At 76.3% G+C, this 26,308-nt stretch carries 20 protein-coding genes; 7 read left to right on the top strand and 13 right to left on the bottom strand.

What is annotated here, in order from left to right; translation table 11 throughout:
* Positions 1-70 precede the first annotated feature (70 nt).
* The gene (locus DQ240_RS07940) at positions 71-838 is read left to right on the top strand and encodes an SDR family oxidoreductase (RefSeq protein WP_113839079.1); all 768 of its coding nucleotides are present in this window, start codon (positions 71-73) and stop codon (positions 836-838) included.
* Here the strand turns inward: DQ240_RS07940 and DQ240_RS07935 are convergent.
* Positions 835-4,200: an AfsR/SARP family transcriptional regulator gene (locus DQ240_RS07935; RefSeq protein ID WP_158548591.1), complete on the bottom strand. Its 3,366-nt coding sequence runs from the start codon at positions 4,198-4,200 to the stop codon at positions 835-837. The two genes, DQ240_RS07940 and DQ240_RS07935, sit on opposite strands and share 4 nt — an antisense overlap.
* Positions 4,201-4,386: 186 nt before the next feature.
* Positions 4,387-6,093 carry an FAD-binding oxidoreductase gene (locus tag DQ240_RS07930; protein WP_113839133.1) on the bottom strand — a complete coding sequence of 569 codons (1,707 nt, stop codon included), beginning with the start codon at positions 6,091-6,093 and terminating at the stop codon, positions 4,387-4,389.
* Positions 6,094-6,108: 15 nt separating this feature from the next.
* On the opposite strand from DQ240_RS07930, the gene DQ240_RS07925 reads away from it, so the two are divergent.
* Both DQ240_RS07925 and DQ240_RS07920 read left to right on the top strand, forming a co-directional pair.
* Positions 6,109-7,629: a glycerol-3-phosphate dehydrogenase/oxidase gene (locus DQ240_RS07925; protein WP_199589153.1), complete on the top strand. Its 1,521-nt coding sequence runs from the start codon at positions 6,109-6,111 to the stop codon at positions 7,627-7,629.
* A gap of 132 nt (positions 7,630-7,761) precedes the next feature.
* A complete protein-coding gene (locus DQ240_RS07920) occupies positions 7,762-8,553 on the top strand; it encodes a methyltransferase domain-containing protein (protein WP_113839077.1) in 792 nt (263 codons plus the stop codon).
* 77 nt (positions 8,554-8,630) lie between these two features.
* Here DQ240_RS07920 and DQ240_RS07915 read toward each other — a convergent pair whose 3' ends face one another.
* The gene (locus DQ240_RS07915; RefSeq protein WP_113839076.1) at positions 8,631-9,380 is read right to left on the bottom strand and encodes a MerR family transcriptional regulator; all 750 of its coding nucleotides are present in this window, start codon (positions 9,378-9,380) and stop codon (positions 8,631-8,633) included.
* 52 nt (positions 9,381-9,432) lie between these two features.
* Positions 9,433-9,840 (bottom strand): MarR family winged helix-turn-helix transcriptional regulator, encoded by a 408-nt coding sequence (locus DQ240_RS07910; protein ID WP_113839075.1) that lies wholly within the window; start codon positions 9,838-9,840, stop codon positions 9,433-9,435.
* A gap of 87 nt (positions 9,841-9,927) precedes the next feature.
* Between DQ240_RS07910 and DQ240_RS07905 the strand changes: the two genes are divergently transcribed.
* Positions 9,928-10,770: an NAD(P)H-binding protein gene (locus tag DQ240_RS07905; protein WP_113839074.1), complete on the top strand. Its 843-nt coding sequence runs from the start codon at positions 9,928-9,930 to the stop codon at positions 10,768-10,770.
* A gap of 12 nt (positions 10,771-10,782) precedes the next feature.
* Here DQ240_RS07905 and DQ240_RS07900 read toward each other — a convergent pair whose 3' ends face one another.
* The 3 genes from DQ240_RS07900 to DQ240_RS07890 all read right to left on the bottom strand — a co-directional run bounded on the left by DQ240_RS07900 (position 10,783) and on the right by DQ240_RS07890 (position 14,377).
* Positions 10,783-12,153, bottom strand: coding sequence for a sensor domain-containing diguanylate cyclase (locus tag DQ240_RS07900; protein ID WP_113839073.1), 1,371 nt, complete (start codon positions 12,151-12,153; stop codon positions 10,783-10,785).
* Between the two features lie 94 nt (positions 12,154-12,247).
* Entirely contained in the window at positions 12,248-13,675 is a 1,428-nt protein-coding gene (locus DQ240_RS07895; protein ID WP_113839072.1) for a sensor domain-containing diguanylate cyclase, read from the bottom strand.
* Positions 13,676-13,774: 99 nt separating this feature from the next.
* Positions 13,775-14,377 (bottom strand): TMEM165/GDT1 family protein, encoded by a 603-nt coding sequence (locus DQ240_RS07890; RefSeq protein WP_233498579.1) that lies wholly within the window; start codon positions 14,375-14,377, stop codon positions 13,775-13,777.
* A 330-nt stretch (positions 14,378-14,707) separates the two neighbouring features.
* Here DQ240_RS07890 and DQ240_RS07885 point away from each other — a divergent pair, with 330 nt between their 5' ends.
* A complete protein-coding gene (locus tag DQ240_RS07885; protein WP_113839071.1) occupies positions 14,708-15,862 on the top strand; it encodes an MFS transporter in 1,155 nt (384 codons plus the stop codon).
* Positions 15,863-15,919: 57 nt separating this feature from the next.
* Here DQ240_RS07885 and DQ240_RS07880 read toward each other — a convergent pair whose 3' ends face one another.
* Positions 15,920-18,517 carry a diguanylate cyclase domain-containing protein gene (locus DQ240_RS07880; protein WP_233498578.1) on the bottom strand — a complete coding sequence of 866 codons (2,598 nt, stop codon included), beginning with the start codon at positions 18,515-18,517 and terminating at the stop codon, positions 15,920-15,922.
* 137 nt (positions 18,518-18,654) lie between these two features.
* Positions 18,655-20,328: a diguanylate cyclase gene (locus tag DQ240_RS07875; RefSeq protein ID WP_113839069.1), complete on the bottom strand. Its 1,674-nt coding sequence runs from the start codon at positions 20,326-20,328 to the stop codon at positions 18,655-18,657.
* Positions 20,329-20,434: 106 nt separating this feature from the next.
* Here DQ240_RS07875 and pheA point away from each other — a divergent pair, with 106 nt between their 5' ends.
* Positions 20,435-21,409 (top strand): prephenate dehydratase, encoded by a 975-nt coding sequence (gene pheA / locus DQ240_RS07870; RefSeq protein WP_233498577.1) that lies wholly within the window; start codon positions 20,435-20,437, stop codon positions 21,407-21,409.
* Here pheA and DQ240_RS07865 read toward each other — a convergent pair.
* Positions 21,406-23,493 carry an efflux RND transporter permease subunit gene (locus DQ240_RS07865; RefSeq protein ID WP_113839068.1) on the bottom strand — a complete coding sequence of 696 codons (2,088 nt, stop codon included), beginning with the start codon at positions 23,491-23,493 and terminating at the stop codon, positions 21,406-21,408. The genes pheA and DQ240_RS07865 overlap by 4 nt on opposite strands.
* Before the next feature lie 83 nt (positions 23,494-23,576).
* On the opposite strand from DQ240_RS07865, the gene DQ240_RS07860 reads away from it, so the two are divergent.
* Positions 23,577-24,050 (top strand): MarR family winged helix-turn-helix transcriptional regulator, encoded by a 474-nt coding sequence (locus DQ240_RS07860; protein WP_113839129.1) that lies wholly within the window; start codon positions 23,577-23,579, stop codon positions 24,048-24,050.
* Here the strand turns inward: DQ240_RS07860 and DQ240_RS07855 are convergent.
* From DQ240_RS07855 to DQ240_RS07845, 3 genes are all read right to left on the bottom strand, one after another.
* A complete protein-coding gene (locus tag DQ240_RS07855; RefSeq protein ID WP_233498576.1) occupies positions 24,047-24,379 on the bottom strand; it encodes a co-chaperone GroES in 333 nt (110 codons plus the stop codon). The two genes, DQ240_RS07860 and DQ240_RS07855, sit on opposite strands and share 4 nt — an antisense overlap.
* Positions 24,380-24,487: 108 nt before the next feature.
* A complete protein-coding gene (locus DQ240_RS07850; protein WP_113839067.1) occupies positions 24,488-24,835 on the bottom strand; it encodes a metallopeptidase family protein in 348 nt (115 codons plus the stop codon).
* Positions 24,832-26,259, bottom strand: a complete 1,428-nt coding sequence (locus DQ240_RS07845; protein WP_113839066.1) for a GuaB1 family IMP dehydrogenase-related protein — start codon at positions 26,257-26,259, stop codon at positions 24,832-24,834. Before DQ240_RS07845 ends, DQ240_RS07850 begins: the two co-directional genes overlap by 4 nt.
* Between the last annotated feature and the right edge of the window lie 49 nt (positions 26,260-26,308).

Here is a 26,308-nt window from a genome sequence, read left to right as displayed (position 1 = left end):
GGCGGGACCGCTCGGTAGCGTCGTCCGGCCGGGGGGCACCGCTGCCCCCCGCACGGACCGGAGGTACGTCGTGGACCTGTTCGACCTGACCGGGAAGGTCGCCGTCGTCACCGGCGGCACCCGCGGCATCGGCCTGATGATGGCCCGCGGGCTGCTGCAGGCCGGGGCGTCGGTCTACATCAGCTCCCGCAAGGCCGAGGCCGGCGAGGCCGCGGTCGCGGAGCTCTCGGCGTTCGGGCAGGTGGAGTCCATCCCGGCCGACGTCTCCACCGAGGCCGAGTGCGTGCGGCTGGCCGAGGAGGTCGGCCGGCGCACCGACCGGCTGCACGTGCTGGTCAACAACGCCGGCGCCACGTGGGGCGCGCCGTTCGAGGAGTTCCCCGCCTCGGCCTGGGACAAGGTGCTCGACCTGAACCTCAAGGCGCCGTTCTTCCTGACCCGCGCGTTCACGCCGCTGCTCGAGGCGGCGGCCACCCCCGACGACCCCGCCCGGGTGGTGAACGTCGGCAGCATCGACGGCCTGCACGCCCCCGCGCTGCCGACGTACTCCTACTCGGCGAGCAAGGCCGGGGTGCACCACCTCACCCGGGTGCTCGCCAAGGAGCTCGGGCCGCGCGGGATCACCGTGAACGCGGTGGCCCCGGGGCCGTTCGAGTCGAAGATGATGGCCGCGACCCTGGCCGCGCACGGCGACGAGATCGCCGCCTCGGCGCCGCTCAAGCGGATCGGCCGGCCCGACGACATGGCCGGCGTCGTCGTCTACCTCTCCAGCCGGGCCGGTGCCTACGTGACCGGCGCCGTCATCCCGGTCGACGGCGGCCGGGCGACCACCCTCTAGCGCCGGCGGGACGGGCGGCGGGCGGCGGACTCCGGCACCCGCGCCAGGTGCGCCTCGGCGACGGCGACCTGGCGCGGGGACCCGACCGCGCGGCCCTGGCGCAGCGCGGCCTGCCACCACTCCCGTGCGGCCACGGTGTCACCCTGCCGCTCGGCCACACGCCCCAGCGTCTCGTCGTAGGAGCCCAGGCTGAAGGCGGGCGTGCCCAGCACCGCCTGCCGCCCGCGGAAGGGCAGCACCTGCACGACCGCCATCTCCAGCTCCGGCTCGTCGCCCAGCAGCAGCGCCACCTCGGTCTCCAGCAGCACGGCCACGTCGCTGGCCCAGTCCCGCACCTGGGTGCGGCCCCAGCGGCGGCGGAGCCGGCGTGCCTCGGCGAGGTCGCCGGCCTCGGCCGCGGCCAGTACGGCCATGAGCTGCAGCAGCGGGTGGCCCTCGTCGCCGGTGGCGACCAGCAGGTCGAGCGCGTCGCCCGGTCGGCCTGCGGCGCGGCGCAGCACGAACTGGTGGGCGGCGTAGGCGTGACCGGCGTGCGGGGTGATCGCGCGGAACAGCTCGTGGGCCTCGGTGGTGAGCTCCTCCGCGCGCTCGGCGTCGCCGCGCAGCCAGGCGGCGCCGGCCTGCTGCCACAGCACGTGCGGCCGGATCTCCGGCCCGGAGAGCGACGCCGCCAGCCGGGCGGCGGCGTCCAGGTCCTGCTCGAAGCCCCGGCGGTCGGTCAGGTGCAGCCGGATCGCGGCCCGGTGCACGCGGGCGTGGAACTCGGTGCGCCGCGGCAGCCCGGCGCCGGCCAGCGCGAGCGCCTCGTCGGCGGCGGCCAGGCGGAGCTCGGCCGCGCCCGGCCGCCCCCAGACGGCGAGCGCGTAGTTGTCCAGCACCCGGCCGAGCAGCTCCGGATCACCCACCTCCCGGGCCACCTGCACCGCGCGCTCGGCGTACCGGGGGCCGCGCTGGAGGTCCTCGCTGTAGGCCAGCTCCACGCCGAGGGTCCCGAGCAGCCGGGCGGTGAGCCGGCCGGCCTCCGGGGGTGAGGCGTCCGGCGCGATCTCCTCCCGGTGCTCGAGCAGCTCCTCGAGCAGGGCGACCATGCCGTGGTCGACCACCCCGTGCGGCCGCCAGTTCCACAGCGTCGGCGAGCCCCACACCGAGGCGGCCTCCAGCAGGCAGCGCCGGTCGCCCAGCTGGCGCGCGACGGCGATCGCCTCGCCGAGCACCTCCTGCGCCTCGGTCCGCCGGCCGCTGCGCAGCAGGTCGTCGCCGAGGGCGGTCAGGAGGTCGTGGCGGGTGCGGGCGGCGTCGGGCTCGGCCGGGTCCACCAGCCGCAGCGCGCGACGGGTGTGCGCGGCCGCCTCGCCGTGCGCCAACCGGGCGCGGGCGGCCTCCGCGGCGGCGACCGACCAGCGGCGGGCCGGGCCGGTCCCGGTCACCGGCACCGCCTCGACGAAGTGGTGGGCCAGCCGCTCCAGGACGGTGTCGTCCCCGGTGCCGCCCTGCTCGAGCGCCGTCCCGAGCCGGGCGTGGAGTCGTGCCCGGTCCAGCACGCCGAGCTCGGCCGCGAGCACCTCCTGCACGAGCGCGTGGGTGAACCGCCAGCTCCACGGCGTGCTGCCGGGCACCACCAGGCCGAGCGCCATGGCCGACTCCAGCGCCGGCAGGGCCTCCTCCGCGGGGGCGCCGGCGGCCTCCAGCAGGCCGAGGGAGATCTCCCGGCCGGCGAGGGCGGCCAGCTCCAGCACCGCCCGGGTGGCGGCCGGCAGCCGGTCCAGCCGGGTGTGCAGCACCGCGCCCACCGACGGCGGCACGGCCATCCGCGCGGGATCGGCGGCGCCGGCCATCCAGCGGGTCAGCTCGACGACGAAGAACGGGTTGCCCGCGGTGCGGTCGTGCACCGTGCTGGCCAGCGCCGGGTCCGGATCCGGACCGAGACGCGCGGCGAGCAGCTCGGCGACCTCGGCCGCTTCCAGGCCGTCCAGGCGCAACCGGCTGGCGGACGGCTCGCGGCCGAGCCGGGCCAGGCAGTCGGCCACCGCGGGAGGCAGCTCCTCCCCGACGTCGCGGACCGTGACCAGCAGGAGCAGCGGCAGCCGGGGCAGGTGCCGGGTGAGGAGCGAGAGCAGCTGCACCGAGGCGGTGTCGGCGCCCTGCAGGTCGTCGAGGACGACGAGCAGCGGCTGCCGGCCCGCGGCGGCGGTGAGCCGGCTGCACAGCTCCTCGAACAGCCGGAACCGGGCGTCGTCGGCGTCGTCGTCGGCCGGAGGCGGGGGGAGCCGCTCCTGGCCGAGCGCGGACAGGACCTGGGTCCACGGCCACAGGGCCGGCGCCCCGGCGTCGTCGGCGCACCGGCTCCAGGCCACCGCCCAGCCCGCTGCCCGGGCCACGTCCGCGGCGGCCTCGGCCAGCCGGGTCTTGCCGATCCCGGCCTCCCCGCCGACGACGACCACGCCGGGCCGGCCTCCCGCGGCGAGGTCGAGCGACACCCGCAGCTGGGCGAGCTCGATCTCCCGCCCGACGAGGGTCTCCGCCGGAGCCGCCGGAGCCGCCGGGACCGGCGGTGCGGGCGGCGCCGGAGGCCGCGGCCGGGAGACGGCGGGCTCCCTCCGCAGCGCCGGGTCCTGGCGCAGCACGGCCCGTTCCAGCTCGCGTAGCTCCGGTCCCGGGTCGATGCCGAGCTCGTCGCGCAGCAGGGTCGCGCACCGGCGGAGCGCGTCGAGGGCGTCGGCCTGCCGGTCGGCGGCGTAGAGCGCGGTGACCAGCCGGGCCCACAGCCGCTCGCGCAGCGGGTGCTCCGCGACCAGGCGCTGCAGGTCGGGGACGGCGGCCTCGGGGCGTCCCGCGTCCAGGAGGGCCTCGCAGCGCCGCTCCCGGGCCCGCACGTGCAGCTCGGTGAGCCGCAGCCGCTCGGCGGCCGCCTCGGGAGCGTCGCCGAGCTCGGGGAGCGGCTCACCCCGCCAGAGCTCGAGGGCCTGGTCCAGCAGCGCTCCACCGCGCGCGGGGTCGCCCGCGGTCACGGCGGCGTCGCCGTCCTCCAGGAACCGGGCGAAGCGGAGGCTGTCCAGGGCGTCGTCGGGGACGGCGATCGCGTAGCCGGGAGGCCGGGTGAGCAGCACCCGGGGCGCCTCCCGCGGCCCGCGCTCCGGTTCGAGCACCCGGCGCAGGTGCGAGACGTAGGCCTGCAGCGTCCCGGTGACGGTCGGCGGCGGCTCGTCCCCCCACAGCGTCGTGACGATGCGGTCGAGGCCGACGGCGCGCCCCGGCTCGGACAGCAGCAGGGTCAGCAGCGTGCGGGGCTTGGCGCCGCCGAGGTCCAGCGGGCGGCCGGCGTCGTCCGTGACCTCGAGCGGGCCGAGGACGCGGTACAGCACGGGGCGGGAGTCTCCCAGAGCGCTCGTGCTTCCCCAAGCCCGCCGCAAGTGGCGATCAAGGTGCCCGCGCCACCCTCGGCGCCGTCCGCCCGCCCCTGCGCGCCGCCTGGAGTCCCGATGACCGTCCCCTCCCGGCTGCCCCGGTCCCTGCGCCGCCGCGTCGCCCTGGTCCGGGAGGAGGTCGCGCTAGTCCGGGAGGAGCACCCCCGGGTTGCAGATGCCGGTCGGGTCGAGTCGTTCCTTGACCGCGCGCAGCACCTCGACGCCCAGCGGTCCGATCTCCCGCTCCAGCCACGGCCGGTGGTCGGCGCCGACGGCGTGGTGGTGGGTGAGCGTCCCGCCGGCGGCCAGCAGGGCGTCGGTGGCCTCCCGCTTGGCGGCCAGCCACTGCTGGATGGGCAGGTCGTCGTCCCGGTCGGCGAGCACGGTGAGGTAGAGGGAGGCGCCGGTCGCGTACCCGTGCGAGACGTGGCTCATGACCAGGGGCCGGCGGCCGTCCCGGCCGAGTGACCGCTGCAGCGCCCGGCGGACGGCGTCGTAGACCACCGGCAGCGCCGTCCAGGTCGCGGCCGTCTCGAGGGTCTCGACGAGCAGGCCGGCGTCCATCAGGCGGTCGCGCAGGTAGGGCCCCTCGAACCGGTGCCTGCGCCAGGACTCCCCGACCTGCCGGCCCACCCGCACCGCGCCGCCCTCGCGCAGCGCCGACGCCGCGGCCCGCCGCCGGGCGCGGACCAGGGTCGGCAGCCCCTCCCAGCCGACGACCAGCAGGCAGCCCTCGCCGTGGCCGCGGGTCCGCAGCGAGCCGCGCAGCAGCCGCGCGCCGGTGCCTCCGGCCATGAGCAGGTTGGCGCGGGTCTCGTCGGGGTCGGACAGCCGGACGACGTCGGGCAGCAGGTCGTGCCGGGCCAGGCGCTGCAGCCCGGCGAGACCCGCGGCCCAGCTGCGGAACGACCAGCCCTCGTAGGAGGTGGTCCGCGGCTTCGGGCGGACCCGCAGCCGCAGCTCGGTGATGACACCGAGCGCGCCCTCCGAGCCGAGCGCCAGCCCGAGCAGGTCCGGGCCGGCGGCGGAGGCGGGCGGGGAGCCCAGGTCGAGGACACCGGTCGGCGTGGCCAGCGTCAGGCCCGCCACGAGGTCGTCGAACCGGCCGACGCCGGTCGACGCCTGCCCGGCGGACCGGGTCGCCGCGTACCCGCCGAGCGTGGCGAACTCCCAGCTCTGCGGCAGGTGGCCCAGCGTCAGCCCCTCGGCGCCCAGCGCCTCCTCCAGCGCCGGGCCCCGCATGCCGGGGCCGACCGTGACCAGCGACGACGGCACGTCCAGCTCGCGGACCGACGCCATCCGCCGCAGGTCCAGCGCCACCGCCGGCCGGTCGTCGGGGTCGATGCCGGAGAGGCCGCCGACCACGCTGGTGCCGCCGCCGAAGGGCACGACCACCACGCCGCGCTCGGCGCACAGCGCCAGCAGGGCGGCGGTCTCACCGGTGTCGCCGGGGGAGACGACGGCGTCCGGGGCGTCGGAGCCGTCACCCTCCCGACGGCGCAGCAGGTCCAGGTAGCTCTTGCCGCCGGTGCGCTTCAGCCGCGCCTCGCGGTCGGTGGTCACGTTGTCCTCGCCGAGCAGCGCGACCATCGCCGTCAGGACCTCCTCGGGCAGCCGGCTCGGCGCCACCCGGATCTCCGACACGCGGACCGGCGGGGTCGACCGCGGCGTCCAGCCGAGCTCCCGGGAGAGGTGCTTGCGCGCCGCACGCGGCAGCGCGCTGGTCAGGTCGGGATCGCGGTCGAGCTCGAGCCCCTCGGCCTCCCCCTCACCGGATCCGTCGCGGACCCTCGCCACGCGGGAGGCGCCGGGCCCCCATCCCTGGATCGTCAGTTCCGGCTGCTCGGGCACGGCTACAGTCTGCCGGTGCCCGACGACGTCGCCGTCCCCGGCGCGCTCACTGCGGCCCGACGCGCCGCTGACCTGCAGGTCCTCGACGGCGGTGCGGTGGACGTGCTGGTCGTCGGCGGAGGCGTGACCGGGGTCGGGGTCGCGCTCGACGCCGCCGCGCGCGGACTGACCGTGGCGTTGATGGAGCGGACCGACCTCGCCGCGGGCACCAGCCGCTGGTCGTCGAAGCTGGTGCACGGCGGCCTGCGCTACCTCGCGCACGGCGAGATCGGCCTGGCCCGGGAGTCGGCCCGCGAGCGCGCGGTGCTCATGGGCTCCACCGCGCCGCACCTGGTCCGGCCGCTGCCCTTCCTCGTGCCCGACGTCGCCGGGCGGGACGTGACGGCGCTGGCCGAGGTCGGCGGCCGGCTCGGGGACGCCGTGCGCCTCTCGGTGCCCGGCGGCCGGCGGTCGCTGCCCTCGACGGCGCGGGTGTCGGCGGCCGAGGTCGCGCGGGCGACCCCGGCCGTGCGGGCGGGGCGGGGTGGCGTCGTCTTCTGGGACGGGCAGCTGGCCGACGACGCGCGGCTCGTCGTCTCCCTCGCGCGAACCGCGGTGGCCTGCGGAGCGCGGGTCGTCCCCGGCGCGACGGTGACCTCGGTGGACGGCCGGACCGCGACGGTCGCGCCCGACGACGGCGCCTCCTTCGCCGTCCGCGCCGGGGTGGTGGTCAACGCCGCGGGGGTGTGGGCGCAGCGGCTGGCGCCGGACGTGCGGCTGGTCCCCTCCCGCGGGTCGCACCTGGTGGTGCCGGCCGTCCGCCTCGGGCACCCCACCGCGGCGCTGACCGTGCCGCTGCCCGGCTCGCGCTCGCGCTACGTGTTCGCGCTGCCCCAGCCGGGCGGGCTCGTCTACCTGGGGCTGACCGACGAGCCGGTGGCCGGGCCGGTGCCCGACGAGGACCCGCTGCCCTCGGACGCCGAGGTGGCCCAGCTGCTGGAGACGGTGAACGCGGTGCTCGACCGGCCGCTGACGCGGGAGGACGTCGTCGGCTCCTACGCGGGGCTGCGGCCGCTGGTGCTCCCGGCCTCCGCCGGTGCCGGGCCCGGGGACGCCACCGCCGACCTCTCCCGCAAGCACCTGCTCTCCTGGGACGGCGACGTGCTGACCGTCGTCGGCGGGAAGCTGACCACCTACCGGGCCATGGCCGAGGAGACGGTGGACGCCGTGGTGGCCCGCCTCGGCCGGGGTGCCCCGCGGTCGGTCACGGCCCGGCTGCCGCTGGTCGGCGCGGCACCCCGGCCGGCGCTGGCGCGGGTGGCGGCACCGGAGCGGCTGGTCGCCCGGTACGGCACCGAGGCGCCGGTCGTCGCCGCGCTCGGCACGGAGACGGTGGTCGAGGGGCGGCCGGAGACCGTGGGGGAGCTGCGCTTCGCCGTCCGCGCGGAGGGCGCGCGGACGGTCGCCGACCTGCTCGACCGGCGCACCCGCATCGGACTGGTGCCCGCCGACCGCGCCCGGGCGGTGGCGGTCGCCGAGGCCGTCCTCGCCGAGTAGCGCGCACCCCCAGCCTTTCGCGCGCGAGAGTCCCCGACAGCACTTCGCGCGCGAAAGGCCCCATGCGCGGTGCTGTCTCAACATATGGGAACGGTGTTTCGCTGAGTGGGACGGCGGGTCCATGATCCCGGCATGGACACGTACACCCACGGACACGCCGAGCCGGTCCTGCAGTCGCACCGCTGGCGGACCGCGGAGAACTCCGCCGGCTACCTCCTCCCGCACCTGCGCCCGGGTGTCGACCTGCTCGACGTGGGGTGCGGTCCCGGCACGATCACCGCGGACCTCGCCCGCCGGGTCGCGCCGGGGCGGGTGGTCGGTCTCGACGTCGCCGCTCCGCTGGACGAGGCGCGTGCCGTGGCCGAGCGTGCCGGGGTCGCCGTCGAGTTCGTGGTCGGCGACGTCTACGCGCTCGAGGCCGCCGACGACTCCTTCGACGTCGTCCACGCCCACCAGGTGCTGCAGCACCTCACCGACCCGGTCGCCGCGCTGCGCGAGATGGCACGGGTCTGCCGGCCCGGCGGGGTGGTCGCGGTCCGCGACGTGGACTACGCGACGTTCACCTGGTTCCCGCGCGACCGCGGCCTGGACCGCTGGCTGGAGGTCTACTACGGGGTGGCCCGCGCCAACGACGCCGAGCCCGACGCCGGTCGCCGGCTGCTGTCGTGGGCGCACGCGGCGGGGCTGCGGGACGTCGTCGCCAGCACGTCGTCCTGGTGCTACGCCACGCCCGGGGAGCGGGAGTGGTGGGGCGCCTCGTGGGCCGGGCGGGCGACGGCGTCGTCCTTCGCCGAGCAGGCGACCGCCTACGGGCTGGCGACGCCGGACGACCTCGAGCAGATCGCCGCCGCGTGGCGGCGGTGGGGCGCGGCCGACGACGGCTGGCTGTCGATGACCCACGGCGAGCTGCTCATCCGCGTCTGAGGCCGCGGCATGGGATCCGATCCCGCTGTGCGTACCCCCGTCTGCGGGGGGATCGGATCCCATGCCTCCGTCGAGGGCTACGCCTCCTGGCGGGCGGCGTTGGCCTGGACGGCGGTGCTCACCCACTGCGCGAGGCCCGGCGCGACCGCCTCGTAGGTCGCGGTGAACCGCTCGTCCTCGACGTACATCCGGCCCAGCGCCGCGTGCAGCTCCGGCGGGCAGTCGTAGAAGTCCCGGCCGATCTGCTGCCGGTGCTCCTCCGCGAGGTCCATCGCCGGAGCGGTGTCCGGCGCGACACCGGCCCGCAGCGCCGTCGCCATCCGCTGCATCAGGTCCTCGCCCTCGGCCGTGATCCGGACCCAGTCCTCCTTGGTGTAGGCCGCGGTCCGGCGCCGGGACTGGGCGTAGGCCTCGGTGTCGCCCCAGCGCTCCTCGACCTCGGCCTCGTACCGCTCCGGGTCGTGCTCGCCGAAGATCTCGAACCGCTCCTCCGGGCTCAGGCTGATCCCCATCGCTCGCGCCTCCATCTCCTTCTCGACGGCCGCGACCATCGCCCGCGTCCGCTCCAGCCGGTCCCGCAGCAGCCGGTGCTGCCGGCGCAGGTGCTCGGCCGGGTCGGACGCCTCGATCAGCGTCGCGACCTCCTCGAGGGGGAACCCGAGCTCGCGGTAGACCAGCACCTGGTGCAGCCGGTCCAGGTCCGCCGGCGAGTACTGCCGGTAGCCCGACGTGCTCCGCCCGGACGGCGACAGCAGTCCGATGCGGTCGTAGTGGTGCAGCGTGCGCACCGTGACCCCGGCCAGTGCGGCCACCTCGCCCACGTTCACGGGCCCCTCCTCCCTGACGGCGACGAGTGCACAGCCTGACGCCGCGTCAGGGTCAAGCGAGCAGCTTCGACATCAACTGGGAGAGCTGGCGCCGCTCCGGATCGGACAGGCGTCCGAGGCGGTCGGCGGGGAAGTCGAAGCCCGCCCGAACCGTCTGGTGCACCTGCCGGCCCGCGGGCGTGATGGACAGCCGCTTCACCCGCCGGTCCACCGGATCGGGGTCGCGCGCCACGAGCCCCCGCGCCTCCAGTCGGGCGGCGAGCTGGGTGACGTTGGACGCGTCGCACAGGAGCTCGGTGGCGAGCTCGCCCATCGCGCGACTGCCGCCGGTGAGGGCGTCGAGCAGGCAGGCCTGGGCCGCGCTCAGCCCGACCGCGCGCGCCGCCGCGTCGTAGGCCGCGTCGTAGGCGTAGACGAAGTCCCACAGCTGCTGGTCCAGCGACTCCGCTGCCTCGGTCACGACGAAAGACTACTTGATGCACTCAAGCACCTGTGCTTGGCTGTCCTCCCAGGAACTTAAGTCACTCAAGTATCCCGAGGAGGAGTCATGGCACGGGTGCTGATCACGGGGGTGCGCGGCAAGACCGGTGCTCCGCTGGCCCGGTCGCTGGTCGCCCGCGGAGGCGTCGAGGTCCTCGGTGGGAGCAGCGATCCGGCCACCGTCACGCTCGACGGCGTGCGGCCGACCGGCGTCTCCTGGGACCGCCCCGGCGACTGGGCGGCGGCCACGGCCGGGATCGACGCGGTGTACGTCGTCCGCCCCGACCGTGCGGACGCGCCGGAGCTGATCGGTGCCCTCCTCCAGGAGGTGCCACCGGCCGCCCGCGTCGTCCTGCTGTCCGAGCAGGACGCCGACGTGACGGGCCCCGATGGGTGGGCGCCGCGCGCCGAGCGGGTCGTGCGCGACAGCGGCCGGCCGTGGACGGTCCTGCGGCCGAGCTGGTTCATGCAGGTCTTCACCGACCCGCGCTTCCACCTGGACCAGGTGGCCGGCGGCGGCGACCTCCCGTTCCCCAGTGGCGGTGCGCGGATCGCCTGGATCGATGCGGGCGACATCGCGGCCGTGGCCGAGCGGGCGCTGCTGGAGGAGGGCCACGCCGGCCGGGTGTACGAGCTGACCGGCCCGCAGGCCCTGACGCTGCCGCGGACCGCGGAGCTGCTCTCCGCCGCTGCCGGGCGGCCCGTGGTCCACCGGGAGTCCACGATCGACGAGGTCGTGGACGGACTGTCGGGGTTCGGGCGGGAGCTCACCGTGCTGACCTTCGAGCGCGTGCGGGCCGGCAGCTTCGCGCCGGTGACCGGCGTGGTCGAGCAGGTGACCGGCAGGCCGGCCCGGCCGCTGGAGGCGTTCCTCGCCGAGGTCCGGCCGGTCCTGCGGCCGGCGGCCTGACGCCGAGCCGGGTCAGTGGGCCCGACGACTGCGCTTGACGGCGTACATCGCCTCGTCGGCACGGCGCAGCAGCGAGTCGGGCGTGTCCCGGGGGCGGGAGAGCGCCGTGCCGCAGCTGACCCGCAGGTCGCCGAGCGCCGTCTCGATCCGGGCGACCAGGTCCGCGGCGTCCTGAGCCGTGCCGATCCCGGCGCACACGACCACGAACTCGTCGCCGCCCATCCGGCCGACGGTGTCACCGGGCCGGACCGCCGACTGCAGCGCCTCCGCGGCGCGGCACAGGGCGGCGTCCCCGGCGGCGTGGCCGGCGGTGTCGTTGATCTCCTTGAAGCCGTCCAGGTCGCAGTAGACGACCGCGGCCGGGCCGTGCTCGCGCCGCTGGGTGCGCAGCACCTGCCCCAGCCGGTCGAGCACCAGGGCGCGGTTGGGCAGCCCGGTCAGCGGGTCGTGCAGGGCGGCCTCGCGCAGCCGGGCCTCCAGCGCCCGCTGCTCGGTGATGTCCTTGATCGTGACGACCGCGCCGAGCACCGTGCCGTCGGTCTCGTGGATGGGCTCGGCGGTGGCCAGGGTGACCCGGCGCGGGCCACCGGGCGGCCCGGCCACCAGTTCGACGTCGCGCACCTGCTCGCCGCGGACGGCCCGCACCAGCGGCGCGTAGCCGGGGTCCAGCGGGGTGACGCCGTCGGCGAGGTAGAGCTCCTCCAGCAGGGGGGCGTCGACGAGCCGATCGCCGTCCCAGCGGTCGCTGGCCCAGTCGGCCACCACCCGATTGACCCGGGTGGGCTGCCCCTGCGCGTCCGAGGCGACCACCCCCACCGACAGGGCGTCGAACAGGGCCCGGTCGAACGCGCGAGCCGCGGCGAGGTCTGCGGTGGCGGCCTCCGCGGCCCGGTAGCGGTCCACCAGCGCGAGGGCCACCTGGGCGAGGTCGGCCAGCTGGTCCACCTGCTCGGGCGTCAGCTCCAGGACGTCGTCGTCCCAGGTGCAGACCGTGCCGATGACGTCGCCGTCGGCGGTCCGCATCGGGGCGCTGGCGTAGAAGCGCAGCCGGGCGATCCGCCCGTCGACGAACGGGTTGCCGGCGTAGTCGGCGTCCGCGCGCAGGTCCCGGCTCCAGAAGACGCCGGGCCGCAGGGAGGTGCGGGCGCACAGCGACTCGACCCGCGGCACGCGGCGGGGCTCCCCCCGGTGGGCGAGCAGCGTGACCTGCTGTTCCTCGTCGAGGAGGTTCAGACCGGCGCGGGACGCCCCGGTCACCGCGGTGGCGAGTCGCAGCACCGCACGCAGCTCCGCCTGCTCCGGTGGCGCGCCGGTGCCGAGGTCGCGCAGCGCGGCGCGCTGCTCCTCGGACCGGGGCGTGCGGTGGGGCACCGTGGCGGTCACGTCGTCCTCGTCTCGGGCGGCGGTGGGGGTCCCTCCCGCAACGGCAGGACGGCGGCGGAGCTGGAACGGCCGGTCACCCACACGGGTGACCGGCTCAGCGGACGCCCGAGGGTGACCGGCGGGCGGTCTTGACGCGGTACATGGCGGCGTCGGCGCGGGCCAGCGCGGACTGCGGGGTGTCCGAGGCGGTGCCGAGCGCGACGCCGACGCTGATGCCGACGTGGAAGCGGGCCCCGTCGACGAGCACGAGCGGCTCGTCGAAGGAGGTGGTCACCCGGTCGGCGACGACCTGGGCGGCGTCCTCGTCGTGCAGGCCGGGGCACAGCAGGACGAACTCGTCGCCGCCGATCCGCGCCACGGTGTCGCCGGGGCGGACGGCGCTGCGGAGCCGTCGGGCCGCCTTGCGCAGGCAGATGTCGCCGGCGGCGTGTCCGGCCAGGTCGTTCACCGGTTTGAAGCCGTCCAGGTCGCAGTAGAGGACGGCGAACGGCTCGGCGCCCCGCCCGGACCCGATGAGCAGCGCCGACAGCCGGTCGACGAGCAGGGTCCGGTTGGGCAGCCCGGTCAGCGGGTCGTGCAGGGCCGCCGTCCGGAGCTCCTCCTCCAGCGCCCGTCGCTCGGTGACGTCGGCCATGGCGACGACGGCGCCGAGCAGCGTGCCGTCGGCGGAGTGGACCGGTTCGCCGGAGCACTCGACCAGACGGAGCCGGCCGGTCGGGTCGGCGATGGCGATGGGCACGTCGGTGATGCGGCCCTGGTCCAGCACGCGGAACAGCGGCACCTCGGCGGCGTCCAGGGGTCGGCCCGAGGGGGTCGTCAGCTGGAACGCCCGCGCGACCTCGCCCATGGGGACGTCCGGATCGGCGTCGAGACCGTGCCAGGCGCGGCTCACCCGGTTGAACAGGTGGACCCGGCCCTGGGCGTCCGCGGCCACGATCCCGAGCGGCAGCGCCTCGAGCAGGGCGGTGGTGAAGGCGTTGGAGTCGGCCAGCTCGGCGTTCGCCGCCTCGGCCTGGTGCCTGGCCAGCTCGCTCGCGGCGGCCAGCTCGGCCAGCTCGTCGGTCTGCCGGCGGCGCTGCAGCAGGGCCACCAGGACGGCGGCCAGGTCGGTGAGCCGGGCCGCCTGCTCCGGGGTGAACGCGGCCGCCCGGTCGTCGAACACGCAGAGGCTGCCGACCAGTTGCCCGTCCAGGACCAGGGCGGCGCCGGCGTAGGCGCGGATGCGGGCCAGCCGACCGTCGACCCAGGGGTTGCCGGCGAACCCGGGGAGCGCGGAGAGGTCGTCGACCGCGACGACCTCGGCACCGTCCCGGAGCAGGGTCGCGCAGAGCGAGCCGTCCAGGGGACTGGCGCCCCCGGTGAACCCGTGCGCGGCGAGCTGGCGCTGGAGCTCCCCGTCGAACAGGTTGACGGTGGCGCAGGCCAGCCCGGTCACGGCCGCGGCGACGCGCACGACGCCGTCGAGGTCGGAGTCGCCGGCCGCGTCCAGGACGGCGGTCGACGGTCGCGCTCGCGTGGCCATGGCCGCTCTCCTCCCGTGTCCGGCCTGGAGAGGGGGCAACGGCGGCCCGGCGGGTGGTCTTGAGGGCCCGGGCGGGACCTCCCCCCGACGGGGTGGGTCTCAGCCGACCAGCGTGCGGACGGTCTCGGCGACCGCGAAGACGGCGAACACGAGGAAGAGGCCGGCGGCGATCCGGCGGATGAGGGCCACCGGGAGGCGGTCCGCGAGCTTCTTGCCCAGGAACACCGCCAGGCCGGAGACCACGAGCAGCGCTGCCCAGGCGCCGAGGAACACCGACAGCGGCTCCTCGTAGCGAGCGGCCAGGCCGGCGGTCGCCAACTGCGAGAGGTCGCCCCACTCGGCGGCGAACAGCACGCCGAAGGAGATCGCCGCCGCCCGCAGGAACGAGGTGCCCTCGCGGGAGTCGGCGCCGTCCGCGTCGTCCTCCGGTCCGCTCGAGGCGCTGCGCCACAGGATGAACGCCCCGGCGACGAACAACACGGCGACGACACCGCTGACCAGGGCCTCGGGCAGCAGAGTGAGCAGGGAGCCGGCCGTGACGGCGATGGCCACCTGCAGGCCGAACGCGGTACCCACCCCGACGAAGACGGGCAGCGGCGCGAAGCGGGTGGCCAGCACGAGGCTGGCGAAGAGCGTCTTGTCCGGCAGTTCCACGGGCAGGACGAGGACGAACGCGGTCGCCACCACCGACAGCACCAGCACGGGTTCTCTCTTCCGCTCGGCACAGCCGGGCGGGTGCGGGCAGCCTCCGACCGGCAGCGCGCATCCACTGCTCAGTCGAAGGTCTCGCCCACCCACGCGAACGTGGGCCCGCTGACCGGGAACCGCCTCGCGGCGGCGCCAGCATGTCGACCAGCGGTCGGGGGGCTACTCCCCTTCTCGTCCTGCAGCCTAGCCGACGGCGGACCGGGAAATCGCGTGCGGCGGGTCACAGGACCGCGCTAGCGTCGCTGCATGCCGTTCCGTTGACGCCCGTCCCGCTCCCGGCCCGACCCGCTGCCCGCCGCCGCACGGCCGCTGGCCCGCCTCGCCGTGGGCTGGACCGCCCTCTCCGGCCTGGCGCCGGTGTACCCGCTGTACGCCCTGCTGTTCCTGGACGCCGGCCTGTCGCAGGCAGAGGTCTCCGGGTTGTTCGCGCTCTGGTCGGTCACGGCGTTCCTCGCCGAGGTGCCTGCCGGCGTGCTCGCCGACCGGTGGTCCCGGCGCGGCGCCCTCGTCCTCTCCGGCGTGCTGGAGGCCGTGGCGTTCGGACTCTGGACGTCGGCGCCGGGGGCTGCCTCGTTCGCGGCCGGCTTCGTCGTCTGGGGTGTCGGCGGTGCGCTGGCCTCCGGCACGGTGGAGGCGGTGCTCTACGACGGCCTGGCGTCCCACGGCGCGGCCGATGCCTTCCCGCGCGTGCACGGCTGGACGACGGCGGCCGAGCTGCTGGTCCAGGTGCCCACCGCCGGGCTGGCGACCGTCCTGGTCGTGGCCGGCGGGTACGAGCTGGTCGGCTGGGTCAGCGTGGCGCTGTGCCTCGCCACGGCCGCGCTGGCGCTGCGCTTCCCGTCCCCGCCGCCCGCGCCGGAGCCCGGCGGGGAGGACGGCGGGGAGGACGGGCAGCCCCTGCGCTGGTCGGTGGCGGTGGCGGTGGCGCTGCGCCGGCCGGCCCTGCGCCTGGTGGTGCTCGCCGTGGCGCTCCTGGGTGGCCTCGACGCGATCGAGGAGTACCTGCCGGTCATGGCGCGGGACTGGGGCGTGCCCCAGGCCGCGGTACCGGGGACCGTGCTGGCGGTGGCGCTGGCCGGAGCGCTGGGTGCGGCCCTCGGTGGCCGGGCCGCCCGGCTGCCGACGTCGGTGCTGCTGGGGATGCTGGCCGGGAGCGGGGTGCTGCTGGCCGCCGCCGCGGGGTGGGCCCGGCCCGCCGCGGTGGCTGTCCTCGCGGTCGCCTACGGCCTGTACCTCGCGGTGCTCGTGGTGGCCGAGGCGCGACTCCAGGAGCGCATCACGGGTCCGTACCGGGCGACCCTCACCTCGGTGGCCGGGGTGGGCATCGAGCTCGCGTCGCTGCTGGTGTTCGCGGCGTGGGCGGTGGGTGGCCCACCGGTCGTGGCCGTCCTGTTCCTGGCCGCCGTCCCCCTGGTGGCGATGGCATCGCGGTCCTCACGGACCGCACCGCGGCCAGGTGCCGTCCCCGATCCGCGTTGAGCCGCTGACGTCGCGCCCGGCGGGGACCCTCCCGGCCCGCCACCGGTCACGACACCGCTATCGCGCGGTGCGGCGCGCGATCCGTGCGGCGAAGACCCCGGCCGCGTGGCCGTTGTCGATGTTGCTCACCACCACGCCGGGCGTGGAGGAGTTGAGCATCGTGAGCAGCGCGCCGAACCCGCCGAAGGACCCCGGCTGACCCGTCGACGTCGGCACCGCCACGACCGGCACGTCGGTGGTGGCGGCGACCAGACCCGCCAGCGAGGCGTCCAGGCCGGCGACGACGACGAGGCAGTCGGCGTCGGCCAGCACCGACGGGTCGGGCAGGCCGCTGTGCATCCGGCTGCCGCCGAGATCGGCGACCCGGACGACGTCGGTGCCGGTCACCCGCGCGGCGAACGCGGCCTCGGCGGCGATCCCGGCGTCCCCGCCCCCGGCGGAGAGGACGACGACCCGGCCGGCCGGCTCCGGCAGCGGACCGACGGCGGCGGACATGGCCGCGGCGTCGACGGTGGTCTGCTCGTGCTCCCCGGTCAGGGCCAGGAGGGTCTCGGCGGTCGCCCGCACCACGACGGCGGGCCGGTCCGGGTGGGCGGCGCGTGCCTCGCGGACGAGGGCGAGCACCTGCTCGGTGCTGCGTCCGGTGGCCCAGACGACCTCGGGCTCGGGGGCGCGGGTGCGGACCGGCGTCGGCGGGAGCGGCGCAGGCCCGGCCAGCGGGACGTCGGCCGGCTGCGGCTCGAGCAGCAGCGGAGCGAACCCGGAGGAGACGCCGGCGGGGGACGGGTCGTCTGCGGACTCCAGCACGGCCGGCTCGACGGGCTCGACGGCGGCGGGCTCGACGGCGGCCGGCTCGACGACCGCCGGTGCCGCGGGGGCCTCCGGTCGCTGGGTGACCGCCGACAGCCGCACGACGCGGTCCCGGCCGCTGCGCTTGGCGTCGTAGAGGACGCCGTCGGCGGCGGCGAAGAGGGTGCGCCGGTCGTCGCCGCGGGTGGCCGAGGCGACGCCCACGCTGATGGTGACGGGGACGGTCAGACCGAGCGCGGACCAGTCGTGGCCGGCCACGGCCCGGCGGATGCGCTCCAGCGCCCGCTCGGCCTGCTCCGCGGTGGTCTCCGGCAGCAGGACGACGAACTCGTCACCGGCCCAGCGGCAGACCTCGTCGGTGTCGCGGCAGCCGTCGATGAGCAGGTCGGCGACGATCCGCAGCACCGCGTCGCCGCCGGGGTGGCCGATCGCGTCGTTGATCGACTTGAACCGGTCGACGTCGACCACGGCGAGCGCCGGCATCGTGCCGGCCGAGATCAGCCCGTCCAGCCGCGCCTCGGCGTAGCGGCGGTTGGGCAGGTGGGTCAGTGGGTCCTCGTAGGCCTGCCGGCGCAGCTGCCCGGCGGCCCGCTCGGTCTCCAGCAGGCTCTTGCGCCGGCCGAAGAGCTCCACCCACCGGGTGCGGCGCTCGTCGACGCGGTCGAGCTCGTCGGCGAGGTAGGCCTGCAGGTACGGCAGGGCCCGGCCGGCGTCGTCCAGGTCGGCGTGGAGGGTGCACAGCTCGCGCAGCGCGGCCCGCCGGAGCCGGGGCAGCCCGTGCTCGGTGGCCAGGGCCAGCGCCTTGGCCAGCTGCTCGTCGGCGTCGTGCCCGTCGCCCTGGCGGCGCAGGGCACGGCCGAGCGCGAGCAGGGCGGCGGCCAGCACGGCGCGGTCGCCGGTGGCGCTGGTGATGCGGACGGCGGCGCGCAGCGGACCGGCCGCGGCGGCGTGCTCGCCGAGCCCCACCAGCGCCCAGCCGTGCACCACCTGCGCGGCGACGACGGCGTCCGGCGCCTCGGGGGGCAGCAGGGCCAGCGCGTCCTCGGCCAGCTGCCGCGCCTCGGCGAAGTGCGGGTCCGCGGAGTCCGGCACGCCGTCGTCGAGCAGCCCCTCGCCGAGCTCGGCGCACAGCTCGCCCAGCCGGGTCGCGGCGCGGGCGACGAGGACGTCCGGATCGCCGTCCTCCGGTCCCAGCAGCTCCGGGGCGGCCGCGGCGTCCAGCGCGGTGCGGTGGGCGCGGCGCTGGTAGTCCAGCGCCAGCGGCATCAGCTCCAGGTCGGCCAGCACGCCGGCCAGCGTGGCGAGGGTGTCCACCAGCAGTGCCGACGGCGGCAGTGCCGGGTCGAGCAGGCTGGCGGCCTCCACCGCCTCGTCCATCGCCGCGTCGATCCGCCGGGACAGCAGCTCGATGCGCGCGTGCCGGGCCAGGCCGGCGGCGCGCTGCAGGTCGTCGTCGGTCGCGTCGAAGGCGGCCTTGGCGGAGCGCACGAGGGCGATGGCCAGGGCCGCGCGCGACGCCGGCTCCGTCTGCGCCTCGGGAGCGCCGTCGGGGCGGTCGAGCAGGCCGGCGATGCCGGCGTGCAGGTCCAGCGGTGCGGCGGGCGGCTCGCCGGGCAGCGAGTCCACGGGGTCGCCGACGAGCGTGAAGCCGGCCATGCGCAGCCGGCGGACGAGCAGCTCGGCGCGCAGGGTGTCGGCCCAGGCGCGGCCGAGGACGGCGGCGACGTCGGCGTCCGGGGCGTCCGGGGGCGCGGTCGGGGCGGCGAAGGGCGACGGGTCGCCCTCGACGTCGGCCAGCAGCTCCTCGGCGTCGTCCAGCCGCCAGTCGGACAGGGCAGCGGTCACCCGGTGATGCAGGGCTCCCGGGGGCACGAGCGCACTGTGCACGTCGCCCTCGGGGGTGTCACGCACCCCTCCCGGGGCGCGCCGGACGGACGCGGCCGCATCGCCCGATTCGTCACAGGAGTCCCACCGCGAGGCGGTCATGCGCTCTCCCCGCCCGCGGCCCCGGGGGCGCGCACGCGGTTGCGCCCGCCACGCTTGGCGCTGAAGAGGTGGAGGTCGGCGGTGTCGAACAGGGAGCGCCAGCCCGAGGGCACCGCGGCCTGCTCCGGGTCGCGGGTGGGCGCGGTGGCCACCCCGATGCTGACCGTCACGGGATCGGGCAGCTGCAGGTCACCCCAGTCGGCGTCGGCCACGGCGGCACGGAGCCGCTCCATCGCGAGCAGGGCCTGGCTCTCGCTGGCGTCGGGCAGCACGACGAGGAACTCGTCGCCCGCCCACCGGTAGACCTCGTCGCCGCCGCGGCAGTGCTCGCGCAGCAGGTCGGCCACCCGGCGCAGCACCTCGTCGCCGTGGGAGTGCGAGGTGTCGTCGTTGACCTCCTTGAACCGGTCGACGTCGACGACGGCCAGCGACAGCGGCGCCTCGCCCAGCGGCATGCTGCCCAGCCGGCGCTCGGCGCTGCGCCGGTTGCCCAGCCCGGTGAGGGGGTCCTCCAGCGCGTAGGTGCGCAGGACGGCGGCCTGCCGCTCGGCCTCGCGCAGCCGGCTGCGGCGGACGAACATCTCCGCCCACAGCTCCCGGCTGCGGGCGTGCGCCCGCCCGGCCTCGGCCCGGTAGGCCTCGAGCCAGTGCAGCGCCTCGGCAGGGCGGCCCTGCGCGGCCGTGGCCTGGCCGAGCTCGAGCAGGCACTGGCGGTAGCGGCGCCGGTCGCCGGTGGCGGCGAAGGCGCCGGCGGCGTCGACCAGCAGGTCGGTGGCCTCCTCGGCGGAGCCCCCGCCGGTGCGGTCGCGCGACAGGCGCGCGAGCAGGCGGGCCAGCACGAGGTCGGTGTAGCCGCGCAGCCACACGCCACCGTCGCGGTGCACCCGCCGGTGTGCCCGGCGCAGCGGGCCGAGCGCCCCGTCGAGGTCGCCGGCGCAGGCCATGGCCCACGCCTGGACGACGTCGAGCAGGTCCTGGTCGGCCGGGTCCGGTTCCCGGTCCAGCTCGCGGGCCTCGGTGGCGCAGCCGAGCGCGACGGCGGCCAGTTCCGCGGCACGCTGGTCCTGGCCGCGGCGGCACTGGGTCTGGGCCAGCTCGGCGTGCTGCTGGGCGCACAGCCGCAGCAGCTGCCACCGGTCGGCGAGGTCGGGCAGGCCCGCGGCGATCCGGGAGCCCTGCAGCGCCTGGGCGACGGCCAGCTGCTCGAGGTCCAGGGCGCCCAGCGTCAGCGACAGCCACAGGTGTGCCTGGTGGTGCGCGCGGCCCGGACCGCTCCCGCCGGAGCCCGAGCCGGCGGCCTCGGCCAGCAGGCTGGCGTCGACGGCCAGCAGCATGGCGGCGTCGACGTGGTCCGCGGTCGCCTCCACGTGCGCGAGGTAGGCCAGCGTCAGCGCGGTCAGGGCGGTGGGCGGGCAGCCGCCGAGCGCGGTCCGGGCGGCGCCGACGGCCGCGGGGACGGCGTCCGGCTCGGCGTCGATCAGGGCTCGGCGGGCGTCGAACGCGTGTCTCCAGGCCACCCAGGTGGGATCGGTCGCGGAGAGGAACAGCGGGGCCAGCTCGTCGTGCTCCCGGGCGAACGCCGGCGGGTCGACGGGGTCGCTCGCCGCCAGAAGACGCCACAGCGCAGCATCCAGATCACGCTCGGTGACGCGGATGGTGCCGGGGGTCACGCATCCCTCCACTCGACGAACTGGTGGGCCGGCCGTCCCGGCCAGCTGCGAGGCGGTTCCCCCGGGGTGGACATCCCGTCCGCCCCGCCCGCACTACCCTCGTCGGATGCCCGCGATGCCCATGGACGCCGCGTCTCCGGACGCGAGGCCCACCAGCACGTCTCCGACGCGGTTCGCCTACCTGGGTCCCGAGGGTACCTTCGCCGAGGCGGCGCTGAGCAGGGCAGTCGGGGACTCCGCGCCCCGCTCGCCACGCCCCACGGTGGCCGCCGCGCTCGCCGCCGTCCGAGCCGGTGAGGTCGACGCGGCGCTGGTGCCGTTCGAGAACAGCATCGAGGGCTCGGTGCCGGCGACCATGGACGGCCTCGCCGACGGCGCCCCGCTGCTCATCACCCGCGAGGTCTTCCTCGAGCCGACGTTCGTGCTGGCCGGGCGCCCGGGCACCACGCTCGCCGACGTCCGCTCCGTGGCCAGCCACCCGCACGCGCTGGCCCAGACGGCCCGCTGGCTCGCCGCGCACCTGCCCACGCTCTCGCCGCAGTCCGAGACGTCGACCGCCGGTTCGGCTGAGGCGGTCGCGGCCGGGCGCTACGACGCCGCCGTCTGCGCGCCGATCGCCGCCCGGCGCTACGGCCTGGTGCCGATCGCGGAGGACATCGCCGACCACCGGGGCGCGGTGACCCGCTTCGTCCTGGTCGCCCCGCCCGGACCGCTCCCGGAGCCGACCGGCAACGACAAGACCTCGCTGGTGGCGGTCGTGGCGGACCGGACCGGGGCGCTGCTCGACGTGCTGCGCGAGTTCGCCGCCCGGGGGATCAGCCTCACCCGGATCGAGTCCCGGCCCACCCGCGAGCGCCGCTGGGTCTACTCCTTCTCCCTGGACTGCGAGGGACACGTCGCCGAGGCGCGGGTGGGGGAGACCCTGGCCGCCCTGCACCGCGTCTGCGACGACGTCCGCTTCCTGGGCTCCTATCCGCGGGCCGACGAGCGGGAGAACCGGCCGGTGTCCGATGACGCGACCGACGCCGCGTTCACCGACGCCGACGAGTGGCTGTCGAAGGTGCGCGCCGGCGCCCTTTAGCGGCGGGCCAGCGCGCTCGGCCACCAGACGCGGTCGCCGATCAGGCGGACCGCGGCCGGCACCATCAGCGTGCGGACGACGAAGGTGTCGAGGAGGACGCCGAAGCCGACCAGGAAGCCCAGCTGGATGAGGATCACCAGCGGCAGCACGGTCAGCGCCCCGAACGTGGCCGCGAGCACCAGCCCGGCGCTGGTGATCACCCCTCCGGTGACGGCCAGGGCGCGCAGCACGCCGTCCCTGGTGCCGTGCCGGAGAGACTCCTCCCGGGCCCGGGTCATGAGGAAGATGTTGTAGTCGATCCCCAGGGCGACCAGGAACACGAACCCGATGAGCAGCACCTGCGGATCGCTGCTGGGGAAGCCGAACAGCGGGTCGAAGACCAGCGCCGCGACACCGAGCGTGGCCAGGACGCTGAGCGCGACCGTGGCGACCAGCAGGACCGGCGCCACCAGAGCCCGCAGCAGCAGGGCCAGCACGACCGTGATGACCAGCAGCACCAGCGGCACGATCACCGCCAGGTCGCGCGCGGCGGTGTCCTGGGTGTCGAGGTCCTGCGCCGTCGAGCCCCCGACCAGGGCGTCCGGGTCGACGTCGGACACCGCGGCCCGCAAGTCGGCGACGGTCTGCTGGGCGGCGGTGCTGTCGGGGGCGTCGTCCAGCGTGGCGTCCAGCCGGACCAGGCCGTCGACCTCCCGTGGCTGGGCGCCCGGCTCCGGGGGGCCGCCGCGCTGCCCGGTGAACGGCTCGACGCCCGCGACGCCGTCCACCTCGCCGGCCGCCGCGGCGACCTCCTCCCACCGGTCGGCGGGGGTGACGATCGTGGCCGGGCTGGCCGCACCGGCGTCGTAGTGGCGGGCCAGCGCGACCTGGCCCTCGCCGGACGGCGACCCGCCGCGCACTGCCTCCGACAGCGGGATGCCCTCGGCGTCGAACGTCGGCACGAAGGCGGCGAGGACGACGAGCAGCCCCACGCTCCCCAGCAGCGCCCGGCCGGGACGGCGGCCGACGATCCCGGCGATCCGCTCCCAGCCGCGGCCGTGTGCGTGCTCGCTGCCGTAGCGCGGCCGGAACGGCCAGAACGCGGCCCGGCCGAGCAGCACGAGGGCCGCAGGGAGGAAGGTCAGCGTGGCCACCATCGCCAGGGCGATGCCGACGGCGGAGATGGGGCCCAGCCCGCGGTTGGAGCCGAGGTCGGAGAAGAGCAGGCACGCGACGCCGAGGACGACGGTCGCCGCAGAGGCCGCGATGGGCTCCCAGGACTGCCTCAGCGCCACCCTCATCGCAGCCAGGGGTGACTCCTCGCGGCGCAGCTCCTCGCGGTAGCGGGCCACGAGCAGCAGGCCGTAGTCGGTGGCCGCGCCGACGACGAGGATCGACGCGATGCCCTGGCTCTGCCCGTTGACCTCGATCCAGCCCCGGTCGGCCAGCAGGTAGGCGACCGCCAGCGCGGCCACCAGGGCCAGACCGGCGGTGAGGATGACGAGGAGGGGCAGCAGGGGGCTGCGGTAGACGACGAGCAGGATGACCAGGACGACGCCGAAGGCCGCGAGGAGCAGCAGCCCGTCGATGCCGGAGAAGCCCGCGGCGAAGTCGTTGAAGAGCGCGCCGGGACCGGTGACGTACTCCGTCGTCCCGTCCACCACGGGCAAGGCGCGGAGGTCGTCGATCACGTCGGCGAGCGCGTCGCCGAGGTCCGGGCTGAAGGGCAGGACGGCCTGCACCGCCTCGCCGTCCTCGGACGGCAGGGGTGGGGACGGCTCGCCGTTGAGCGCGCCGGCCTCGTCGGCGACGGCGACCGCCTCGTCGACGCGGGCGGTGATCTCCTCCAGCGCGGCGGGGTCGAGCGCGCCGTCCTCGCTCTCCCACAGCAGGATCACCGGCAGGGAGCGCTCGGTGTCGAACTCGCGCAGCAGCTCCGAGACCCGCGTGGACTCGGCGCTGTCGGGGAGGAAAGCGGCGGAGTCGTTGGTCTGGACGTCGCCGAGCTTCCCGCTGAACGACCCGAGGGGAGCGGAGAGGGCGATCCAGGCCAGGACGACGAGGGCCGGCAGCAGCCAGCGGGCGACGGAGGTCCTGCGCGGCATGACGATTTCCCTCGAACGGCGATAGTCTCGATCTTCGAGAGATTAGGACGATCCGGATGCACCGGCACGGCGAAGGCGGCGCCATGGACGAGGCCACGGCGGCGCGCAGGGAGGTCGCGCTGCTGCTGCGCCGGCTCTCCGTCGAGCTGGACGCCGTCAACCAGCGGTTCGCCGCGGAGCACGGGCTCAACCGCACCGACGTCCGCGCGCTGGTGGCGGTGATGGACGCCGCCCGGCACGGGCAGGCGCTGACCGCCGGTGGCCTGGGCGCGGCGGTGGACCTGCGCTCGGCGTCGGTGACCGCGCTGGTGGACCGGCTGGAGCGGGTCGGGCACGTGCGCCGGGTGCGCGATCCCGAGGACCGCCGGCGCGTGACCCTGGAGATGTCGGAGACCGCCCGGGCCGCCGGCGCCCAGCACTTCGGCGGGCTCGCCCGGGACCTGGTCGAGGCGATGGGCGACTACACCGACGACGAGATCGCCGTCGTGGCGCGGTTCCTCACCGAGATGACGGGGATCGTCTCCCGGCACGCCCGCGCGGAGGGCGCCCCCGACTAGAGGTAGAGCCCGGTGTTCGTGTCCTCGATGCGCTCGGCGGCGACGGCGTGCACGTCGCGCTCGCGGAGGATCACCAGCTCCTCGCCGTGCACCTCGACCTCGTGCTGGTCCTCGGGGGAGAAGAGCACCTGGTCGCCGACCTTGACCTGGCGGACGCTCTGGCCGACCCCGCGGGCCTCGCCCCACACCAGCCGCTTGGCGACCTGGGCGGTGGCCGGGATCAGGATGCCGCCGGTGGACCGCCGTTCGCCGTCCTCGCGCCGCAGGGAGACCAGTACGCGGTCGTGCAGCATCTTGATCGGCAGCCCGCCGCCCCTGACCTCCGCCACGGTGATCACGTTACGCGGCGGGCTCAGCGCTCTCGGCACGATGGGTCGGCCCCCTCGCAGGGGCCCGCGTCGCGCGGAGCGTGGCGCGGGGGGCGAGGGGGTCCTTCATCAGCCCCAGCCCAGTTCGTGGAGGCGTTCCTCGGAGACGCCGAAGTGGTGGGCGATCTCGTGGACGACGGTGATCATGACCTCCTCGACCACGTCGTCCTCGGTCTCGCAGATGTCGCAGATCGCCTCGCGGTAGATCATGATCCGGTCCGGCAGCTCACCGCCGTACTGCCATCCGCGCTCGGGCAGGGCGAGTCCCTCGTAGAGCCCGAGCAGCTCCGGTTCGTCGGGGTTCCGGTCCTCCACGAGGACGACGACGTTGTCCAGCAGCGCCATGAGCTCCGCCGGCACCTCGTCGAGCGCGTCGGCGACGAGCTCCTCGAACTGCTCGCGCGGGAGCGGCTTCACCAGCTGGTCGGCAGCGGCCGGCCCTCTTCGTAGCCGGCCGAGCTCTGCACCCCCAGGACGGCGCGCTCGTGGAACTCGTCGACGGTGCGCGCGCCGGCGTAGGTGCACGAGGACCGCACGCCGGCCACGATCTGGTCGATCAGGTCCTCGACGCCGGGCCGCTGCGGGTCCAGGTACATGCGCGAGGACGAGATGCCCTCCTCGAAGAGCCCGGCTCGCGCGCGCTCGAAGCCGCTCTGGGTCGCCGTCCGTGCCTTGACCGCGCGGGCCGAGGCCATGCCGAAGGACTCCTTGTAGAGCCGGCCCGAGCCGTCGTCGTGGATGTCGCCGGCGCTCTCGTAGGTGCCGGCGAACCAGGAGCCGACCATCACGTTCGCCGCGCCGGCCGCCAGCGCCAGCGCGATGTCGCGGGGGTGGCGCACCCCGCCGTCGGCCCAGACGTGCTTGCCCAGCTCGCGGGCGGCCGCCGCGCACTCCTCGACGGCGGAGAACTGCGGCCGGCCGACGCCGGTCATCATCCGCGTGGTGCACATGGCGCCGGGGCCGACGCCGACCTTGACGACGTCGGCACCGGCCTCGATGAGGTCGCGGGTGCCCTGCGCGGTGACGACGTTGCCCGCCACCACCGGCGTGGACCCGGCGACGGCGCGCACCGCGCGCAGCGCCTCGAGCGCCTTCTCCTGGTGCCCGTGCGCGGTGTCGACGACGAGCACGTCGACCCCGGCGGCGAGGAGGGCGGACGCCTTGCCGGCGACGTCGCCGTTGATGCCGACCGCGGCCGACGTGAGCAGCGCGCCGTCGGCGTCGACCGCGGGCGAGTACAGCGACGAGCGCAGCGCGCCCTTGCGGGTGATCACGCCGACCAGCCGGTCGCCCTCCACCACGGGCGCGGCGCTCACGCGCTCGCCGGAGAGAACGTCGAAGATCTTGGTGAGGTCGGTGCCGGCGGGAACGGTCAGCGGCTCACGGGTCATGACCTCGGACAGCTGGGTGAACCGGTCGACGCCCTGGCACTGCCCGTCGGTGACGACGCCGACCGGCGAGCCGCCCTCGACCACCACGACGATCCCGTGCGCGCGCTTGGTGAGCAGCGACAGCGCCTCGCCGACGGTGGAGGTGGGGGAGAGCGTGATCGGGGTGTCGTAGACCGTGTGGCGGGCCTTGACCCACGAGATGACCTCGGCGACGACGTCGACCGGGATGTCCTGCGGGATCACCGCGAGCCCGCCGCGACGGGCCACGGTCTCGGCCATGCGCCGGCCGGAGATCGCGGTCATGTTGGCCACGACCAGCGGGATCGTCGTCCCCACCCGGTCCGGCGTGGTCAGGTCGACCTCGAGCCGGGACCCCACCGACGAGTGCGCCGGCACCATGAAGACGTCGGCGTAGGTGAGGTCGTACGAGGGTCGCTGCAGGAACCGCATGACCGCAGTGTCCCAGTTCCCCCGCGACGGGTGGGGCGACCTCGTGGCC

Source organism: Blastococcus sp. TF02A-26 (genome assembly GCF_003319125.1).
In the GTDB taxonomy this organism is placed as follows: Bacteria; Actinomycetota; Actinomycetes; order Mycobacteriales; family Geodermatophilaceae; genus Trujillonella.
This window is presented reverse-complemented; position numbering and strand designations above follow the sequence as displayed.

Coding starts and splice junctions, on each gene's coding strand:
- DQ240_RS07920 (WP_113839077.1), top strand. CDS start 7,762: ATGGACACGTACACCCACGGACACGCCGAGCCGGTCCTGCAGTCGCAC.
- DQ240_RS07905 (WP_113839074.1), top strand. CDS start 9,928: ATGGCACGGGTGCTGATCACGGGGGTGCGCGGCAAGACCGGTGCTCCG.
- DQ240_RS07895 (WP_113839072.1), bottom strand. CDS start 13,675: ATGGCCACGCGAGCGCGACCGTCGACCGCCGTCCTGGACGCGGCCGGC.
- pheA (WP_233498577.1), top strand. CDS start 20,435: ATGCCCGCGATGCCCATGGACGCCGCGTCTCCGGACGCGAGGCCCACC.
- DQ240_RS07865 (WP_113839068.1), bottom strand. CDS start 23,493: ATGCCGCGCAGGACCTCCGTCGCCCGCTGGCTGCTGCCGGCCCTCGTC.
- DQ240_RS07860 (WP_113839129.1), top strand. CDS start 23,577: ATGGACGAGGCCACGGCGGCGCGCAGGGAGGTCGCGCTGCTGCTGCGC.
- DQ240_RS07845 (WP_113839066.1), bottom strand. CDS start 26,259: ATGCGGTTCCTGCAGCGACCCTCGTACGACCTCACCTACGCCGACGTC.